A 19,733-nucleotide genomic window follows, 5' to 3' on the forward strand; every position below is an offset into this window, starting at 1 on the left:
CGTGCAGGTGGCTAAAAGCCGCAGAGTGGGTCGGCTCGATACGAGGTCACGCTCAACCGAGGCGGCTCGGCTGTCATGAGAACAGCTCATATCGCTGCGTAGCGCGTAGAGCCCCTACGCACTACGCCGCAAACACGCCATCACGTCAGCCACTGCTGCTCGATCAACTTCAACGCCGCGGCAATCGCCGGCTCGTCCTTGCGTGCGTCGAGCGTGATGAAACTGAGCTGCGTCGGCACCGTCACGCCTTCGACGATGGTCAACGCGTGCGCATGTGCTTCGGCGATCGCGGTGGCGTCGCGTGCGAGCGTGAGACCGACGCCCGACTTGACCAGATCGAGCATCGACGGCTCCTGATCCACTTCCGCGACCTTCACCGGTTTCACGCCCGCCTCGTCGAAGCAGCGTGACAACAGCCGATTGTGCGCGGACGCGGGCGGCGTCCAGATCCACGGTAGCGCGGCGAGCGAGCGCCAGTCGCGCGCGCCTTTCACGCGATCTTTCCAGCCGGCTGGCGCCAGCACGCGATACTGGAATTGCGTCAACGTGACGGCGTGAAAGGCGGCACCGTCGCGCGGTTCGTCCTCTGACGGCAGGCCGATGTAATAGCCGACATCCAGCTCGCCCGCGCGCACCTGCTCCAGCACCCAGCCCGACATGCCATGACGCAGCGCCGTCTCGATGCGCGGCCAGGTTTCCACCAGCTGCTTGAGAAAGCCACCCAGACGCAGAAACGCCGGGTCGAGGATCGTGCCGATCCGCAAGCGCCCGCGCACTTCATGCCGCAGCGACTGCGCCGCGCGCTGCACATCGCTGGCCGCGCCGAGTGCGCGTTCGGCGTGGGGCAGCAGGGCCTGGCCATCGCGTGTGAGCGACAGCCCGTGCGAGGTGCGGGTGAACAACGTCACGCCGAGCGTCTCCTGCAAATGCTTGATTTGCAGGCTGACGGCGGGTTGGGTCAGGTGGAGTTGCACCGCCGCGCGCGTGAGGTTGCCCTCGCGTGCAACGGTGACAAAGGCCCGTAGCAGAGTCAGATCCATATCTTGATATTAGCGTGCCTTATATCGCAATTGAGCATTACTCATTGGATTTGTTGCCCCGAAGCGCCGTACGCTTGCCCTTCGACACGCCCGCACGACGCCTTTGAACCGGCGCGGACACGGGGGGCGGAAGACTTCACCGAAAGAGGAAAACCATGAGCGAGACAGATCAGGACGCGGCTGCGCGCAGCGAAACCCAGGCGCGCGCGCTGACCCATTTCATCAATAGCAAGCCGGTCGAGGGCACGAGCGGCCGTTTCGGCGACGTATTCAATCCCGCGCTCGGCAGTGTCAGTGCGCGCGTGCCGCTGGCGAGCGTTGCCGAAGTGGACGCCGCGGTTGCCGCCGCCAAGGCCGCTTTCCCCGCATGGAGCGAAACCGCGCCGATCAAACGCGCGCGCGTGATGTTCAAGTTCAAGGAATTGCTCGACCGTCACCACGACGAACTCGCGGAACTGATCACGCGCGAGCACGGCAAAGTGTTTTCCGACGCGAAGGGCGAGGTGATGCGCGGCATCGAGATCGTCGAGTTCGCGTGCGGCATTCCGAATCTGTTGAAGACGGACTTCACCGATCAGATCGGCGGCGGCATCGACAACTGGAATTTGCGTCAGCCGTTGGGCGTGGTGGCCGGCATTACGCCGTTCAATTTTCCGATGATGGTGCCGTGCTGGATGTTCCCCGTCGCGATTGCGTGCGGCAACACCTTCGTGCTGAAGCCGTCGGAACGCGATCCGTCGTGCGCGATTCGTCTCGCGGAGTTGCTGAAAGAAGCCGGTTTGCCGGACGGCGTATTCAACGTGGTACACGGCGACAAGACCGCGGTCGATGCGCTGCTCGTGCATCCGGACGTGAGCGCGTTGTCGTTCGTCGGATCGACGCCGATCGCCGAATACATCTATACGGAAGGCACGAAGCACGGCAAGCGCGTGCAGGCGTTGGGCGGAGCGAAGAATCATCTGGTGGTGATGCCGGACGCCGATCTCGACCAGGCTGTCGATGCGTTGATCGGCGCCGCGTACGGTTCGGCCGGCGAGCGTTGCATGGCGATTTCGGTGGCGGTCGCAGTGGGGCATATCGCCGATGAACTGATCGAACGGCTCACGCCGCGCGTGAAGAGCCTGAAGATTCTCAACGGCATGGAATCGGCAGCGGAGATGGGGCCGTTGGTGACTGGCGTGCATCGCGACAAAGTGGTCGGCTATATCGACGCGGGTATCGCGGCGGGCGCGAAGCTCGTGGTCGACGGACGCGGTCATCAGGTCGAAGGACACGAGAAAGGCTTCTTCCTCGGCGGCACCTTATTCGACGATGTTTCGACCGACATGAAGATCTACCGCGAAGAGATTTTCGGGCCGGTGTTGTGCGTGGTGCGCGTGCCGGATTTTGCGTCGGCGGTAGAACTCATCAACGCCAACGAATTTGCTAACGGTGTCTCGTTGTTCACGTCCGACGGTGGCGTCGCGCGTGCGTTCTCCAGACAGATCCAGATCGGCATGGTGGGCATCAACGTACCGATTCCTGTGCCGATGGCATGGCATTCTTTTGGCGGCTGGAAGAAGTCCCTGTTTGGCGACCATCACGCGTATGGTGAAGAAGGCGTGCGGTTTTACACGCGCTACAAGAGCATCATGCAGCGCTGGCCCGACAGTATCGCGAAGGGTGCCGAGTTCACGATGCCGGTGGCGAAATAGTGTGACGCGTTGACCTTCGGTGCGGCGTTCCATCGCGCCCCGAAGGTCAACGCAAGAAAGCGCAACGAACAAATAAAATCGGCCCGACGCCGCAGGCGCAGGGAAGCATCGCCTGTCTGCGGGCAGAGAAGCTTAGGAGACTAGACCATGAGCGACACGCACACCAAGGCCGTATCGGAAGGCCGGCGTCTGGAAGGTGAATTCGACTACATCATCGTGGGTGCGGGGACGGCGGGTTGCGTGCTGGCCAATCGACTGAGCGCGGATCCGGACGTGCAGGTTCTGCTGCTCGAGGCCGGCGGCAAAGACGACTATCACTGGATTCATGTGCCGGTCGGCTACCTCTACTGCATCGGGAATCCACGCACCGATTGGCTTTACAAAACGCAGCCCGAGGCTGGCTTGAATGGACGCGCGTTGTCGTATCCACGCGGGCGCGTACTCGGCGGCAGCTCTTCCATCAACGGCATGATCTACATGCGCGGTCAGCGCGAAGACTACGACGAATGGGCGCGCGTCACCAACGACTCGTCATGGTCCTGGAACGGGGTGCTGCCGGTCTTCAAACGCAGCGAAGATCATCACGCCGGCGCGAATGAATCGCATGGCGCGGGCGGCCCATGGCGCGTCGAAAAGCAGCGCCTCAAATGGAAAATTCTCGAAGAGTTTTCGCAGGCCGCGCAGCAAACCGGCATTCCCGCCACCGACGATTTCAATCGCGGCGACAACACCGGCGTCGGCTATTTCGACGTCAATCAGAAACGCGGCATTCGCTGGAATGCGTCGAAAGCGTTTTTGCGTCCGGCGCTCAGACGACCGAATCTCACCGTCATCACCGGCGCGCAGACACAGCGTGTCGTGTTCGAAGGGCGCCGTTGCAGCGGTGTCGAATATCGCGGCGACAACACCGACTATCTCGCCAAAGCGCGCTGCGAAGTGATCCTCAGTTCGGGCGCGGTGAACTCGCCGCAATTGCTCGAACTGTCCGGCATCGGCAACGGCGCGCGTCTGCAGAATCTGGGTATCGATGTCGTCAACGATCTGCGTGGCGTCGGCGAAAATCTGCAGGACCATTTGCAATTGCGCATGGCCTATCGGGTCGACGGCGTGCGCACGCTCAACACGGCGTCCGCGCATTGGTGGGGCAAGCTGATGATCGGCATGCAGTACGCGCTGTTTCAAAGCGGGCCAATGTCGATGTCGCCGTCGCAACTCGGCGCGTTCGCCAGGTCCGATCCGCACGATCGCTCGCTCACGCGGCCCGACCTCGAATATCACGTGCAGCCGCTGTCGCTCGATCGCTTCGGCGAACCGCTGCATCGCTTCAATGCATTCACGGCGTCGGTGTGTCAGTTGCGGCCCACGTCGCGCGGCAGCATTCATATCGAGTCCGCGGATGCGTCAGCGCCGCCGCTGATCGCACCGAACTATCTCTCCACCGACTACGACCGTCACGTCGCCGCCAACGCACTGCGTCTCACGCGACGGATCGCCGCCGCGCCCGCTTTGGCCCGCTATCAGCCACGGGAGATTTTGCCGGGCATCCAGTATCAAACCGAAGAAGAACTTCAGCAGGCCGCCGGTGCGGTCGGCACGACGATCTTCCATCCGGTCGGCACCTGCCGCATGGGCACGACCGACGACCCGGCCGCCGTAGTCGATAACCGCCTACGTGTTATCGGTGTTGACGGCTTGCGGGTGGTCGACGCATCGGTCATGCCAGTCATCACGTCGGGCAACACCAACTCGCCCACGCTGATGATCGCCGAGCGCGCCAGCGAGATGATTCGCGAAGACCGCCGCGCCCGCGTGGCCGGCAGTCGCGAGGCGCAAGGCATGGCGGGCGCGTCGATGTCGGCTGTGTGACAGCGGCACGTTGATTGCATGGGCCGCCCGCCGCCTGCCACGCGTAGGCCGGGCGGCCTGCGTGCGTCCGCTGTTAGGCGCGCCGGCACGTTCCGCGCGGCAGACCGACGTCATCCACTAAGTGCAAATCCCAATGAATGCGCTGCATCATTGGCGCGACAATGGCAGCCATGCTGCGTGCCGCGCCATGGATTACCGTCCGGATTGGTGCAGTACGCCAACGAGCGGCATGGGGTGCCGCCGTCATAACAAGTCGCGCAAAACTTCGCGCGTAAGATCGTAGTGCTTCGCCTTACTCCGTATGGAAGGGAACATGATTCTCGGCGATACGATTCTCGAAACGCGCGGCCTCACCCGTGAGTTCAAAGGCTTCATTGCCGTGAACGGGGTGAACCTGCGCGTGCGCCGTGGCTCGATCCATGCGCTGATTGGTCCCAATGGGGCAGGCAAGACCACCTGCTTCAATCTGCTCACCAAGTTCCTCGAACCGACCGCGGGTCAAATCGTCTTTAACGGTATCGACATTACCGGCGAACGCCCTGCGCAGATCGCGCGGCGCGGCATCATCCGTTCATTCCAGATTTCCGCGGTGTTCCCGCATCTGACAGCATTGCAGAATGTGCGCATCGGTTTGCAGCGCCAGCTTGGCACGGCATTTCACTTCTGGAAAAGCGAGCGCACGCTGCGCCAGCTCGACGATCGCGCGATGGATCTGCTCACCCAGGTCGGCCTGACCGATTTCGCCGATGTCATGACGGTCGAACTTTCCTACGGCCGCAAACGCGCGCTGGAAATCGCCACCACGCTCGCGATGGAACCGGAGCTGATGCTGCTCGACGAACCGACGCAAGGCATGGGTCACGAAGATGTGGATCGTGTCACGGCGTTGATCAAGAAAGTCTCGAGCGGCCGCACGATCCTGATGGTCGAACACAACATGAACGTGATCGCCGGCATCTCCGACACGATCACCGTGCTGCAACGAGGCGAAGTGCTCGCCGAAGGCAGCTACGCCGAAGTGTCGAAGAACCCGCTCGTGATGCAAGCCTACATGGGCAGCGCCGACGCGGCGCTCGCCGGAGCCCACGCATGAATACGATTGCCGAGCGCGAAAGCCTCGAAGTAAGCGGCACCGCGGACGCCGTGCCCGCGCTGGAGATTGCGGGTTTGCAGGCGTGGTATGGCGAGTCGCACATTCTGCATGGCGTCGATCTGACGGTGAATCGCGGCGAAGTCGTCACGCTGCTCGGCCGCAATGGCGCGGGCCGCACTACCACGCTGCGCGCGATCATGGGTTTGACGGGCCGGCGCACGGGCTCGATCCGGATCGGCGGTCGCGAAACCATCAACATGCCCACGCATCGCATCGCGCACTGCGGCATTGGTTACTGCCCCGAAGAGCGCGGGATTTTCTCGAGCCTTTCGTGCGAGGAAAATCTGCTGCTGCCGCCGCCCGTCGGCGACAAAGCGCACATGATGTCGCTCGACGAAATCTATTCGATGTTCCCGAATCTGCAGGAACGCCGCATGAGCCAGGGCACGCGGCTCTCGGGCGGCGAGCAGCAGATGCTGGCGGTCGCGCGCATTCTGCGCACCGGCGCGAGTCTGTTGCTGCTCGACGAGATCTCGGAAGGGCTGGCGCCGGTCATCGTGCAGGCGCTGGCACGCATGATCATCACGCTGAAAGAGCGGGGCTATACGGTCGTGATGGTCGAACAGAATTTCCGCTTTGCCGCGCCGCTTGCCGATCGCTTCTATGTGATGGAGCACGGCACGATCGTCGAGCACTTCGGGGCGGGTGAACTCGAAAGCAAGATGCCGGTGCTGCACGATCTACTGGGCGTATAAAAGCCGCCCGATTGCCTCTGATAACCACAAGTGAAGAAACAGGAGACAGGAATGAAAAAGAACCCACTCGCGCGACTCGCCACCCTTTGCTTCGCGGTCGCCGCCGGCGCCGCTCTGACAATGGGCAGCGCGCAAGCGGCTGACGACGCGGTGAAGATCGGCTACATCACCGATCTGTCGGGGCTGTATGCGGATATCGACGGCCCGGGCGGACTCGAAGCGATCCGTATGGCGATCGCGGACTTCGGCGGCAAGGTCAACGGCAAGCCGATCACGCTGGTCTACGCGGATCACCAGAACAAGGCGGACATCGCCGCATCGCGCGCGCGCGAATGGTTCGACCGCGACGGCGTCGACATGCTGATCGGCGGCACGAACTCGGCAACGGGTCTGTCGATGAACACGGTCGCGGGCGAGAAGCACAAGGTCTACATCAACATCGGTGCGGGCGCCGATACGCTGACCAACGAGCAATGCACGCCGTACACGATCCACTACGCGTACGACACGACCGCGCTCGCCAACGGCACGGGTTCGGCGGTGACGAAGCAGGGCGGCAAGACGTGGTACTTCCTGACCGCCGACTACGCGTTCGGCAAGGCGCTGGAAAAAGCGACCTCGGACGTGGTGAAGGCGAACGGCGGCCAGGTGCTGGGCGCCGTGCGTGCGCCGCTGTCGGCGTCGGACTTCTCGTCGTTCCTGTTGCAGGCGCAAGCATCGAAGGCGCAGATTCTCGGCCTCGCGAATGCGGGGGGCGATACGGTCAACTCGATCAAGGCCGCGAAGGAATTCGGCCTGACCAAGACGATGAAGCTGGCCGCGCTGCTGATGTTCATCGACGACGTACACAGCCTTGGTCTGGAAACCACGCAAGGTCTGGTGCTGACGGATAGCTGGTACTGGAACAAGGACGCCACCACGCGCAAGTGGGCGCAGCGCTACTTCGAGAAGACGAAGAAGATGCCGTCGAGCCTGCAGGCCGCCGACTACTCCGCGACCATGACCTACCTGAACGCGGTGAAGGCAGTCGGTTCGACCGACACCGACAAGGTGATGGCGCAACTGCGCAAGACCAAGATCGACGACTTCTACGCGAAGGGCTACATCCGTCAGGACGGCAGCATGATCCACGACATGTACCTGATGCAGGTGAAGACGCCGGCCGAGTCCAAAGAGCCGTGGGACTACTACAAGATCATGGCGACGATCCCGGGCGAGCAGGCGTTCACGACCAAGGCGCAAACGCGCTGCGCGTTGTGGAAGTAAGCGCGGGCTGAGGGCCCGACGCTGAAGGTCTGCTAGTCGTCTGTCCGCAGACCGCAAACCGTTTCACATGCCGCGCGCGTTTCGGCGTTATTGCCGCCGAAACGCGCGCCGGCCGGATCGTGCGTCACCGATCTCACCTTGGCGATAGCTTCAGGGGTTAAGGCTTCAATGGAAATCTTTGGCATTCCGCTACCGGCGATGCTGAGCCAGCTGCTGCTGGGGCTCGTGAACGGCTCGTTCTACGCGATTCTGAGTCTCGGGCTCGCGGTGATCTTCGGCTTGCTCAACGTGATCAACTTCGCGCACGGCGCGTTGTTCATGCTCGGCGCAATGCTCGCGTGGATGGGCTTTTCGTATTTCGGCCTGCCGTACTGGGTGATGCTGGTGCTCGCGCCGCTGATCGTTGGGCTGTTCGGCATCGCGATCGAACGCACCATGCTGCGCTGGCTCTACAAACTCGATCACGTGTATGGGTTGTTGCTGACCTTCGGTCTGACGCTGGTGGTCGAAGGTGTGTTCCGCTCTATTTACGGTTCGTCCGGCCAGCCGTACGACGTGCCGTCGGCATTGTCCGGCGCGACCAACCTCGGCTTCATGTTCCTGCCGAACTATCGCGCGTGGGTCGTGGTGGCCTCGCTCTCCGTCTGCTTCGCGACGTGGTTCGTGATCGAGAAGACGCGGCTGGGCGCCTATCTGCGCGCGGGCACGGAGAACCCGAAGCTGGTGGAAGCGTTCGGTATCAACGTGCCGCTGATGGTCACGCTCACCTACGGCTTCGGCGTCGCGCTGGCGGCGTTCGCGGGTGTGCTCGCCGCGCCGGTCATTCAGGTTTCGCCGTTGATGGGCCAGCCGATGATCATCACCGTGTTCGCGGTGGTCGTGATCGGCGGCATGGGCTCGATCATGGGCTCGATTCTCACCGGCCTGATGCTCGGCGTGATCGAAGGACTGACGCGCGTGTTTTACCCGGAAGCGTCGGCGACCGTCGTCTTCGTGATCATGGCGCTCGTGTTGCTGGTGCGACCGGCGGGTCTCTTCGGCAAGGAAAAATGATGCAGAGAAAAATGCTCTACGGTCTGCTGCTGATCGTGCTTCTCGCCGTGCCGGTGCTCGGCATCTATCCGCTGTTCGTGATGAAGGTGCTGTGTTTCGCGCTGTTCGCGGCGGCGTTCAATCTGCTGATCGGGTACACCGGTTTGCTGTCGTTCGGCCACGCGATGTTCCTCGGCTCGGCCGGCTATGTGACGGGGTACGCGATGCAGACGCTCGGCTTCTCGCCGGAGCTTGGCGTGCTCGCGGGCACCGCGGCGGCCACCTTGCTCGGTTTCGTGGTCGGACTTTTCGCGATTCGCCGTCAAGGCATCTACTTCGCGATGGTCACGCTGGCGCTCGCGCAGATGGTCTACTTCGTGTTCCTGCAGGCGCCGTTCACGCATGGCGAGGACGGTCTGCAAGGCGTGCCGCGCGGCAAGCTGTTCGGCCTGCTGGATCTTTCGTCCGACGTGACGTTGTACTTCGTCGTGCTCGCTGTCATGGTGCTGGCCTTCCTGCTGATTGTGCGGATCGTGCATTCGCCGTTCGGTCAGGTGCTGGTCGCGATCAAGGAAAACGAACCACGCGCGATCTCGCTCGGCTACGACACGGATCGATTCAAGCTGCTCGCGTTCGTTCTGTCGGCGGGTCTCGCGGGTCTCGCCGGTTCGCTGAAAGTGCTGGTGCAGGGCTTCGAAACCTTGAGCGACGCGTACTGGACCATGTCCGGCCTCGTGATCCTGATGACGCTGGTCGGCGGCATGGGCACGCTGTTCGGGCCGCTGCTCGGCGCGGCGTTGATCGTGGCGCTGGAAGATCGTCTCGGCGACATCGGCACGGCGCTCGCGTCGTCGACGGGCATCGACTGGTTCCGCTCGCTGGGCGAGTCGGTCACGATTGTCACCGGTTTGATTTTCATCGCGTGCGTGCTGGCGTTCCGGCGCGGGATTGTGGGCGAGATCGTCGCGCGAGTGCGGCCGTTGCGCGCGTGATTCCGATTGGTCTGCGTAACTGCTTCGGCATCCGATATAATCCGCAGGCAGTTGAAATGGCGAGGCGGGCGTTGAAGTCCGCCAGCCATTCGACGCAAGCGGCCAAACCCGCGCAAATGCGCCCCAATTCAGTGCGGCAGTGCACCACTAGGGTAATTGCTAGTTGTAGTACACCATGTGCTCGTTTAATCTTCATGCAGTTCTGATGCACCACGAATTTTGCAGGTGGAGAACGAGGAGACAATGAGGCACTCAGTGCCCAGACGAAAGCGCTGTTGGATTGATATCCAGCAGCGCTTTTTATTTGTGCTTTCGGAATGGCACGACACCAATTGCGTGCCAATTTCCCGGCCCTTTTTTATTCCCTTAGCCATTCCATTTCCGCACGCCGTTTCCCTGCAAAACGCTTGCAGCGCGGGGCTGCGCTCCGCTACACTCGCTATTCACCGACCGCTGGGTCGGGATTAAATCCGCAGAATGGAATTCGCGGATTTAACGTCAAATGAATAACGGGGTAGACAGAGGAGCGGGATGAAGTCGGCATTGCGTTGGATAAGCGCGGCATTAGTCGCCACCGGGGTATCCGCAGCATGGAGCGGTATTGCATTCGCGGACGTGAAAATCGGCGTGACGGTATCGGCAACCGGCCCGGCTGCGTCACTCGGTATTCCGGAGAAAAACACGATCGCGCTGCTGCCTAAAGAGGTAGCCGGCCAGAAAATCGATTACATCGTGCTCGACGACGCGACCGACTCGACCCAGGCGGTCAAGAACGCCCGCAAGCTCACCAGCGAAGACCACGTCGACGCGCTGATCGGTTCGACCGTCGTGCCGAATTCGCTCGCCATGATCGACGTCGCCGCTGAAAGCACCACGCCAATGATCTCCATGGCGGCCGCGGCGAGCATCGTCGAGCCGATGGACGCAAAGCGCGCGTGGGTCTTCAAGACGCCGCAGAACGATATCCTGATGGCCACCGCGATCGCGCAGCACATGTCGAATCATGGCGTGAAGACGGTCGCGTTCATCGGCTTCTCCGACGCTTACGGCGAGAGCTGGTTCAAGGAATTCGGCAAAGCCGCCGAACTCGTCAAAATCAAGATCGTCGCGAACGAACGCTTCGCGCGCAGCGACGCGTCGGTGACCGGGCAGGTGCTGAAGATCATGTCGCAGAACCCGGACGCGGTGCTGATCGCGGGGGCGGGTACGCCGGCCGCGTTGCCGCAGAAAACCCTCAAGGAACGCGGGTACAAGGGCAAGTACTATCAGACGCACGGCGTCGCGAATAACGACTTCCTGCGCGTGTGCGGCAAGGATTGCGAAGGCACGTATCTGCCCGCTGGCCCGTTGCTGGTCGCCGATCAGTTGCCCGATTCGAATCCGGTGAAGAAGACGGCGCTGACCTATAAACGCGCCTATGAAACCGCTTACGGTGTCGGCTCGGTGTCGACCTTCGGCGGCCACGCGTGGGACGCCGGTTCGCTGCTGCAACGCGCGATTCCGCTGGCGCTGAAGAAGGGACAGCCGGGCACGCCCGCGTTCCGCGAGGCGCTGCGTGCGGCGCTTGAAAGCACGAAAGACATGCCCGCGTCGCACGGCATCTTCAACATGAGCGCAAACGACCACTCTGGCCTCGACCAGCGGGCGCGCGTGATGGTGGAGATTGTCGGCGGCAAGTGGAAGTTGGCCGGCGACTGAGCGAGGGCGAAGCGATACGGAACCCCATTCAAAAAGACGCGTGCAGTTGACGCGTCTTTTTTATTGGCCGTTTCACGTGAAGTCGCGCGACGTCGCGTGAAAAAGTGTGGTGTCGCGGCTTCAGGACAAACCCGTATTGGGCCCGCAGCCGCTTGACCGTCGATGATGCAGAACGCAATACTACTAACATGTTAGTGTTTTGCTCGCGACAAATCGCAGCACTAAATCGCGACGAAGATCGCGAGAAAATCAGCATGGGAATCGCAGCAGTCCGCAGTCGTGGCACGCAGCAGGGAAGTGGCACCAACGGGGGAGGCAACTCGCGTCGAGCAGGGAAAACCATGCTTGGCATGCCCGAACCCTATAACTAGATTCAGACACCCGGCCCGTGAGCCGGATTACAGATACGCGCTTCAAAGCGTTTGGAGACTGGCAATGAAAAAGACAAATCAATGGGTACGTACCGGCATCGCGATGGCGCTCATGTGCGGCGCGGGCGCCGCGTTCGCGCAGGTGAAAATCGGCGTGACGCTGTCCACCACGGGGCCGGCTGCATCGCTCGGCATTCCCGAGAAGAACACGATCGCGCTGCTGCCCAAGGAGATCGGCGGCAAGACGGTGCAGTACATCGTTCTGGATGACGCGTCCGACACCGGCAAAGCCGTGCAGAACACGCGCAAGCTGATCGACGAAGACCACGTCGACGCCATCATCGGCTCGACCGTCACGCCGAACTCGCTCGCCATGCTCGATCCCGCTGCGGAAGGCAAGACGCCGGTGATCTCGCTGGCGGCGTCGGCGGCGATCATTTCGCCGATGGACGCGAAGCGCGCGTGGGCCTTCAAACCGCCGCAAAACGATAGCCTGATGGCCGACGCGATCGCCGACTATATGGAACGTCACGGCGTGAAGACGGTGGGTTTCATCGGCTTCGCGGACGCGTATGGCGACGGTTGGAACAACGTCTTCACGGCGGCCGCCGCGGCACACCATCTGAAGATCGTCTCCAACGAGCGCTTTAACCGTACCGATGCGTCGGTGACCGGTCAGGTGCTGAAGACCATGGGCGCGAACCCGGACGCGGTGCTGATCGCGGGCGCGGGCACGCCGTCGGCGCTGCCGGCCAAGACGCTCAAGGAGCGCGGCTACAAGGGCAAGGTCTATCAGACGCACGGCGTCGCCAACAACGACTTCCTGCGCGTGTGCGGCAAGGATTGCGAAGGCGAATTCCTGCCGGCCGGCCCGATCCTGGTTGCCGATCAGTTGCCGGATTCGAATCCGGTGAAGAAGTCGTCGGAAGCTTATAAGACGGCTTACGAGAAGGCCTATGGCGCGGGGTCGGTGGCAACCTTCGGCGGTCACGCCTGGGACGCCGGCCAGATGCTGCAAGCGGCGATTCCGGTCGCGTTGAAGACCGCTCAGCCGGGCACGGAAGCGTTCCGCGTGGCACTGCGCGGCGCGCTGGAAAACATCAAGGAACTGCCGGTGTCGCACGGCATCATGAACACCACGCCGACCGACCACAACGGCCTCGACAAGCGCGCACGCGTGATCGTGGAGATCGTCGACGGCAAGTGGAAGCTGCAGAACGACTAATAACAAAAGCGGTACGCGCCTCTCGCGCAATGTGCGGCCTATGACGCCGCATTGCCATTCTGGTCGATGAGAATGGTATCGACCGCCGCGCCGTGTCCCGGCGCGGCGGTCGCCTTTTCAGACTTGCAGGTCGCTGGCCGCTACGGTGCCGCCACGACTGTTTCCCGGTTTCGATTTCGACGCTTCAGGACGAGGAAGTATGGATCTATCAATTGCGGCGATCCTCGCGCAGGACGGCATCACCACCGGCGCGATCTACGCGCTGCTCGCGCTTGCGCTGGTGCTGGTGTTCTCCGTGACGCGGGTGATTTTTATCCCGCAGGGGGAGTTTGTTTCGTACGGCGCGCTCACGCTCGCCGCGTTGCAGACACAAAAATTTCCGGCCACCTGCTGGCTGCTGATGGCGATGGGCGCGGCGTGTTTCGTCGTCGAAGTCGCGGGTCTCGTGCGGCATGCCGAGCGACGTCGGCACGCGGCGCGCACGCTGGTGACGCTGGTCAGCAAATATCTGCTGTTCCCGATCGCGGTGTACGCGGTGACGCAAGGTCTTTTCCTGCATCCGCTGCCGATGATCGCGCAGATCGCGTTGACGCTGCTGATCGTGATTCCGATGGGACCGTTCGTCTACCGGTTGGCGTATGAGCCGATCGCGGAGGCGAGCACGCTGCTGCTGTTGATCGTGGCGGTGGCGGTGCACTTCGCGATGGTCGGCGTCGGGCTCGTGATGTTCGGCGCGGAAGGCTCGCGGACCACGGCGTTTTCCGACGCGACGTACAACCTGGGCAGTCTGTCGATCTCCGGACAGAGCTTGTGGGTGATCGGCACCGCGGCGGTGTTGATCGGGGCGCTGTATCTGTACTTCGACCGCACGATCTCGGGTAAGGCCTTGCGCGCGACGTCGGTAAACCGGCTCGGCGCGCGGCTCGTCGGCATCGGCACGACGCAGGCGGGGCGCCTCGCGTTCACGCTGGCTGCGGGGCTCGGTGCGCTGTGCGGCATCCTGGTTGCGCCCTTGACCACCATCTACTACGACTCGGGCTTCCTGATGGGTCTGAAGGGCTTCGTGGGCGCGATTATCGGCGGACTCGTCAGCTATCCGCTGGCCGCTGCCGGCGCGATCCTGGTCGGCTTGCTGGAATCGTATTCGTCGTTCTGGGCGAGTGCTTATAAGGAAGTGATCGTGTTCACACTGATCATCCCGGTGCTGCTCTGGCGAAGTCTGGCCAGCCCGCACAGCGAAGAGGACGAGGAGTGACGCGATGAAACGGATCATGCAAAACAAGTTCTTCTGGTTGTTCCTCGTGGTGCTGTTCGCGCTGCCGGTGTTGCCGCATCCGATTCACGTGCCCGAGTACTGGGTGACGCTGCTCAACTACATCGGTCTGTATTCGATCGTCGCGATCGGCCTCGTGCTGCTGACCGGTATCGGCGGCATGACGAGTTTCGGGCAGGCGGCGTTCGTCGGGATCGGCGCCTATGCAACCGCCTATCTGACGACCACGTATGGCGTGTCGCCGTGGCTCGCGTTGATCGCGGGTGTGATCGTGACGGCGCTGATCGCGCTGATGCTGGGTCTGGTGACGATGCGTCTGTCCGGGCACTTTCTGCCGCTCGGTACGATTGCGTGGGGCCTGGCGCTGTTCTACCTGTTCGGCAATCTGGACATGCTCGGCAAGTACGACGGCATCAACGGGATTCCGGTGCTGAATGTTTTTGGCATCAACCTGGAGTCCGGCCGCCATATCTATTACCTGATCTGGGTCGTCGTGCTCGGCGCGGTGATCTCTGTTCAAAATCTGCTTAATAGCCGGCCGGGGCGGGCGATTCGCGCGTTGCGCGGCGGCGGCATGATGGCCGAGGCGATGGGCGTCAATACGGCCTGGATGCGCGTGGTGATTTTCGTCTACGCGGCGGTGCTGGCGTCGATCTCGGGCTTTCTGTACGCCCACCTGCAACGCGCGGTGAATCCGACGCCGTTCGGTTTGAATCACGGCATCGAGTTTCTGTTCATGGCCGTGGTGGGGGGCGTGTCGCACGTATGGGGCGCGGTGCTCGGCGCGGCGATCCTGACCGTGTTGCAGGACTATCTGCAAACCCTGCTGCCGAAGCTGCTCGGCGAAAACGGCAACTTCGAAGTGATCGTGTTCGGCATCCTGATGGTGCTGTTGCTGCAATACGCTCGACAAGGCGTCTGGCCGTTCGTCGCGCGCTTTTTCCCACGCGGGCCGCGTGCGCATCTGGCGGAACATGCGGAGCCGTTGCCGCAACGCAGCAAACCGACGGCGGGTGAAAACCTGCTGACGGTGAACAAGGCACGCAAGCAGTTCGGCGGTCTGGTCGCGGTGAACGACGTCAGTTTCGAGGTCAAAGCGGGGCAGATCATCGGGTTGATCGGCCCGAACGGTGCGGGCAAGTCGACGACGTTCAATCTCGTGACCGGCGTGCTGCAAGCCACCAGCGGCGAGATCACGTTCCGCGGCGAGCGCATCGATTCGCTGAGTTCACGTGAAATCGTCAAGCGCGGGATCGGCCGCACTTTCCAGCACGTCAAGCTGCTGCCGGGGATGACGGTGCTGGAGAACGTCGCGATCGGCGCGCATCTGCGCGGTCAGGCGGGCGTCTGGCGCAGCATCGCACGCTTGAACGGCGCGGAAGAAGCGCGCTTGATGGCGGAGGCCGCGCGTCAGATCCGCCGGGTCGGGCTCGAGCAGCATATGTACGACGAGGCGGGCAGCCTGGCGTTGGGGCAGCAGCGGATTCTGGAAATCGCCCGCGCGTTGTGCTGCGACCCGACCTTGCTGCTGCTGGACGAGCCGGCGGCCGGGCTGCGTTATCAGGAAAAGCTGCAACTCGCCGACCTGCTGCGCCGGCTGAAGGCCGAGGGCATGAGTGTGCTGCTGGTCGAGCACGATATGGATTTTGTGATGAATCTCACCGATCGTCTGGTGGTGATGGAGTTCGGCACGCGGATCGCGGAAGGTTTGCCACAGGAAGTCCAGCAAGACCCGGCCGTGCTTGAAGCTTATCTGGGTGGGGTGGAGTGATGGAAAACACGATGAATGCTGCGGGTCCCATTCTGGACGTGAGTGGTCTGTCGGTTCGCTACGGTAAGGTCGAGGCGCTGCACGGCGCGGCGATCAAAGTGCGGCCGGGGCAGATCGTCTCGGTGATCGGCCCGAACGGCGCGGGCAAGTCGACGTTGCTGAACGCGATCATGGGCGCACTGCCCACTACGGGTCATGCGAAAGGAACCGTTCTCTATCAAGGTGAGGATGTGAGCGCGGTGCCGGTCGAAAAGCGCGTCGCGCGCGGCATGTGTCTGGTGCCGGAGAAGCGCGAGCTGTTTGCGTCGATGACCGTGGAAGACAACCTCGTGCTCGGCGCTTACCGTCGCAAGCGGGCAGGGGAGCGCAATTTCCTCGATCAGCTCGAACCGGTGTTCACGCTCTTTCCGCGGCTGAAGGAGCGTCGGCAGCAAGCGGCCGGCACGTTGTCCGGCGGTGAACGGCAGATGCTGGCAGTCGGCCGGGCGCTGATGGGCAAACCCGATCTGCTGATGCTGGACGAGCCGAGCCTCGGTCTCGCGCCGCTGATCGTGAAGGAAATTTTTCACATCATTAGCGCGCTGCGTCAGACGGGCGTGGCGACGCTATTGATCGAGCAGAACGCGCGCGCGGCGCTGCAGATTTCCGACTACGGCTATGTACTTGAAACCGGAGAACTGGCACTGGAAGGTCCGGCGGCGGATCTGGCGCAGAATCCACGCGTGATCGAGACGTACCTCGGGCTGGCGAAAAAGGTGGCCTAGTTTTTCGTTTTTCGCCGACCGTGGATGTCTGAAGCGGTGTGTTTCACGTGAAACACACCGTTTTTTTTATGGGCTGACCAATCGGGCGAAATTCGGGCCTAAACCGAACCCGTTATAATTCGCTCATACATTTTCCTTTGAAGGCTCACGCGACGATCTGGCGTGAGATCCGCGATGCTCTTTCCCACAGAATTTGACGTAATCGTCGTCGGCGGCGGCCATGCCGGCACCGAGGCCGCATTGGCTTCGGCGCGCATGGGCAACACCACGCTCCTGCTGACCCACAACATCGAAACCCTCGGCCAGATGAGCTGCAATCCGTCGATTGGCGGCATTGGCAAAGGCCATCTGGTCAAGGAAGTCGATGCGCTCGGCGGTGCGATGGCGGCCGCGACGGACGAGGGCGGTATCCAGTTCCGCATCCTCAATTCGTCGAAAGGGCCGGCTGTTCGGGCGACGCGCGCTCAGGCCGACCGTCTGCTGTACAAACAGGCGATCCGGCATCGGCTGGAGAATCAGCCGAACTTGTGGCTGTTCCAGCAGGCGGTTGACGATCTGATGGTGGAGGGTGACCGCGTGGTCGGCGCGGTGACGCAGGTGGGGATTCAATTCCGCGCGCGCGCCGTTGTGCTGACGGCGGGGACGTTCCTCGACGGCAAGATTCACGTGGGTTTGAACAACTACACCGGCGGCCGTGCTGGCGATCCAGCTTCGGTGTCGTTGTCCGCGCGCCTGAAGGAATTGAAGCTGCCGCAAGGGCGCCTCAAGACCGGGACGCCGCCGCGAATCGACGGCCGCACGATCGATTTTTCGAAGCTCGAAGAGCAGCCGGGCGATCTGGATCCGGTACCGGTGTTCTCGTTTCTCGGGCGGGTTGAGCAGCATCCGCGGCAGGTGCCGTGCTGGGTCACACATACGAATGAGCGGACGCACGACATCATCCGCGGTGGCCTTGATCGTTCGCCGATGTACACGGGCGTGATCGAGGGAGTCGGGCCGCGCTATTGCCCGTCGATCGAGGACAAGATTCATCGGTTTGCGTCGAAGGAATCGCATCAGATTTTCCTGGAACCGGAAGGGCTAACGACCAACGAGTTCTACCCGAACGGGATTTCGACGAGCCTGCCGTTCGACGTGCAGCTTGAGTTGGTGCGTTCGATGCGCGGTTTGGAGCACGCGCACATCCTGCGCCCCGGCTACGCGATTGAGTACGACTACTTCGATCCGCGTGGGCTGAAGGCGTCGCTGGAAACGAAGGTGATCAACGGCCTGTTCTTCGCGGGACAGATCAACGGCACGACCGGCTATGAAGAAGCCGCGGCGCAAGGCCTGCTGGCCGGTATCAACGCGGGTCTTTTCGTTCAGGGCAAGGAGGCGTGGTGCCCGCGTCGCGATCAGGCTTACCTTGGTGTGCTGGTCGACGATCTGGTCACGCGTGGCGTGTCGGAGCCGTATCGCATGTTCACGAGCCGCGCCGAGTATCGCCTGAGCCTGCGTGAAGACAATGCCGATATGCGGTTGACCGAGATTGGCCGCGAGCTTGGCGTGGTCGACGACGTCCGTTGGGACGCGTTCAGCCGCAAGCGTGATGCTGTTTCACGTGAAACAGAGCGTCTTCGCACGACGTGGGTGAATCCTAAGACGTTATCGGCCGACGAAGCGACCGCGCTGCTCGGCAAGCCGATCGACCATGAGTACAGCCTGGCTGATCTGCTGCGTCGTCCGGGTGTCTCGTACGACGGCGTGTGCGGCCTGCGTGCGGGTGCCTGCGCCGCGCCGGAGATCCTCGCGGAAGACGACGTGCTGCTCGCCCAGATCAAGGAACAGATCGAGATTGCGATCAAGTACCAGGGCTATATCGATCGCCAGGCTGGCGAGATCGAACGTAATGAGGCGCACGAAAGCACGCGCTTGCCGGATGCATTGGACTACGCGGAAGTGCGCGGGCTGTCGTTCGAGGCGCGCCAGAAGTTGACGCAATTCCGTCCTGAAACCATCGGTCAGGCATCGCGCATCTCCGGTATCACGCCGGCGGCGATCTCGTTGCTGATGGTTCATCTGAAGCGCGGCTTGGGGCGTCGTTCGACGAAACCCGCCGAACCCGGCACCGACAGCACGCCGGTGACGCAATGACGGTAAGCCAGAAGGGAAGCGGTCGGGAAGCATTGGCGCCGTTGCTGGAAGAGGGCGTCCGCGAACTCGGCCTCAAGTTGAGCGATGCCCAGCTTGGCAAGCTGCTCGACTACGTCGCGTTACTGTCGAAGTGGAATGCCGTCTACAACCTGACGGCTATCCGCGATCCGCGGCAGATGCTGATCCAGCACATTCTCGATTCGCTTTCGATCGTGCCGCATCTGGCGCCGCGCGGTCCGTCGTCGGTGCTCGACGTCGGCTCGGGCGGCGGTTTGCCGGGTATCGTGCTGGCGATCGTTTTGCCTGAATGGACTGTGACCGTGAACGACATCGTTCATAAAAAAACGGCGTTTCAGTCGCAGGCTAAGGCCGAACTGGGTTTGGCCAATCTGTCGGTGGTGACCGGCCGCGTCGAGACGTTGCAGCCCGGCGCCGAAGTACCCGCAAAGTTCGATGTAATCGTCTCGCGCGCATTCGCAGAGCTCTCGGATTTCGTTACACTGGCCCGTCATCTGGTGGCGGAGCAGGGCGCGATCTGGGCGATGAAAGGCGTGCGTCCGGAAGGCGAGATCGAGCGTTTGCCTGCCGGCGCCCACGTGGAACAGATCGTCCGGCTGAATGTGCCGTCGCTCGACGCCGAACGGCATCTGATCAAGGTTCGGGTGGATTCAGCCAACTGACGGCCGCAGCTTCGTGGGCTGCTGGCCACTAGCCGGTAGACGCGCCCCGTACCAGCAGCAAGCTTTATTTACTTCATCCA

15 protein-coding genes are annotated in these 19,733 nt (G+C 62.3%); 14 read left to right on the plus strand and 1 reads right to left on the minus strand.

Annotated features, from left to right (window positions below):
* Positions 1-140: 140 nt before the first annotated feature.
* Positions 141-1,040: a LysR family transcriptional regulator gene (locus FA94_RS19840; RefSeq protein WP_035554318.1), complete on the minus strand. Its 900-nt coding sequence runs from the start codon at positions 1,038-1,040 to the stop codon at positions 141-143.
* A gap of 155 nt (positions 1,041-1,195) precedes the next feature.
* Here FA94_RS19840 and FA94_RS19845 point away from each other — a divergent pair, with 155 nt between their 5' ends.
* The 14 genes from FA94_RS19845 (at position 1,196) to rsmG (ending at position 19,653) form a co-directional block, all read left to right on the plus strand.
* Entirely contained in the window at positions 1,196-2,734 is a 1,539-nt protein-coding gene (locus FA94_RS19845; protein ID WP_035554320.1) for a CoA-acylating methylmalonate-semialdehyde dehydrogenase, read from the plus strand.
* A gap of 147 nt (positions 2,735-2,881) precedes the next feature.
* A complete protein-coding gene (locus FA94_RS19850; RefSeq protein ID WP_035554321.1) occupies positions 2,882-4,600 on the plus strand; it encodes a GMC family oxidoreductase in 1,719 nt (572 codons plus the stop codon).
* A 313-nt stretch (positions 4,601-4,913) separates the two neighbouring features.
* Positions 4,914-5,693, plus strand: a complete 780-nt coding sequence (locus tag FA94_RS19855; RefSeq protein ID WP_035554323.1) for an ABC transporter ATP-binding protein — start codon at positions 4,914-4,916, stop codon at positions 5,691-5,693.
* A complete protein-coding gene (locus tag FA94_RS19860; RefSeq protein WP_035554325.1) occupies positions 5,690-6,448 on the plus strand; it encodes an ABC transporter ATP-binding protein in 759 nt (252 codons plus the stop codon). Before FA94_RS19855 ends, FA94_RS19860 begins: the two co-directional genes overlap by 4 nt.
* 51 nt (positions 6,449-6,499) lie before the next feature.
* Complete coding sequence (locus tag FA94_RS19865) at positions 6,500-7,714, plus strand: ABC transporter substrate-binding protein (RefSeq protein WP_035554327.1); 1,215 nt, start codon at positions 6,500-6,502, stop codon at positions 7,712-7,714.
* Between the two features lie 168 nt (positions 7,715-7,882).
* Positions 7,883-8,767: a branched-chain amino acid ABC transporter permease gene (locus FA94_RS19870; RefSeq protein WP_035554329.1), complete on the plus strand. Its 885-nt coding sequence runs from the start codon at positions 7,883-7,885 to the stop codon at positions 8,765-8,767.
* Positions 8,767-9,738 carry a branched-chain amino acid ABC transporter permease gene (locus FA94_RS19875; protein ID WP_035554331.1) on the plus strand — a complete coding sequence of 324 codons (972 nt, stop codon included), beginning with the start codon at positions 8,767-8,769 and terminating at the stop codon, positions 9,736-9,738. The genes FA94_RS19870 and FA94_RS19875 overlap by 1 nt, the downstream gene beginning before the upstream one ends.
* Positions 9,739-10,269: 531 nt before the next feature.
* Positions 10,270-11,436, plus strand: coding sequence for an ABC transporter substrate-binding protein (locus tag FA94_RS19880; RefSeq protein WP_035554334.1), 1,167 nt, complete (start codon positions 10,270-10,272; stop codon positions 11,434-11,436).
* Positions 11,437-11,871: 435 nt separating this feature from the next.
* The gene (locus FA94_RS19885) at positions 11,872-13,032 is read left to right on the plus strand and encodes an ABC transporter substrate-binding protein (RefSeq protein ID WP_035554335.1); all 1,161 of its coding nucleotides are present in this window, start codon (positions 11,872-11,874) and stop codon (positions 13,030-13,032) included.
* Between the two features lie 199 nt (positions 13,033-13,231).
* Positions 13,232-14,287: a branched-chain amino acid ABC transporter permease gene (locus FA94_RS19890; protein WP_035554337.1), complete on the plus strand. Its 1,056-nt coding sequence runs from the start codon at positions 13,232-13,234 to the stop codon at positions 14,285-14,287.
* 4 nt (positions 14,288-14,291) lie between these two features.
* On the plus strand, positions 14,292-16,076 hold the full coding sequence (locus tag FA94_RS19895) for a branched-chain amino acid ABC transporter ATP-binding protein/permease (RefSeq protein WP_051980646.1): 1,785 nt from the start codon (positions 14,292-14,294) through the stop codon (positions 16,074-16,076).
* An 11-nt stretch (positions 16,077-16,087) separates the two neighbouring features.
* A complete protein-coding gene (locus FA94_RS19900) occupies positions 16,088-16,840 on the plus strand; it encodes an ABC transporter ATP-binding protein (RefSeq protein WP_197070225.1) in 753 nt (250 codons plus the stop codon).
* A gap of 174 nt (positions 16,841-17,014) precedes the next feature.
* A complete protein-coding gene (mnmG, locus tag FA94_RS19905; RefSeq protein WP_035554342.1) occupies positions 17,015-18,973 on the plus strand; it encodes a tRNA uridine-5-carboxymethylaminomethyl(34) synthesis enzyme MnmG in 1,959 nt (652 codons plus the stop codon).
* Positions 18,970-19,653, plus strand: coding sequence for a 16S rRNA (guanine(527)-N(7))-methyltransferase RsmG (rsmG, locus tag FA94_RS19910; protein WP_035554344.1), 684 nt, complete (start codon positions 18,970-18,972; stop codon positions 19,651-19,653). The genes mnmG and rsmG overlap by 4 nt, the downstream gene beginning before the upstream one ends.
* The last annotated feature ends 80 nt before the right edge of the window (positions 19,654-19,733 follow it).

The sequence above is a fragment of the Burkholderia sp. 9120 genome, assembly GCF_000745015.1.
Lineage (GTDB): Bacteria > Pseudomonadota > Gammaproteobacteria > Burkholderiales > Burkholderiaceae > Paraburkholderia.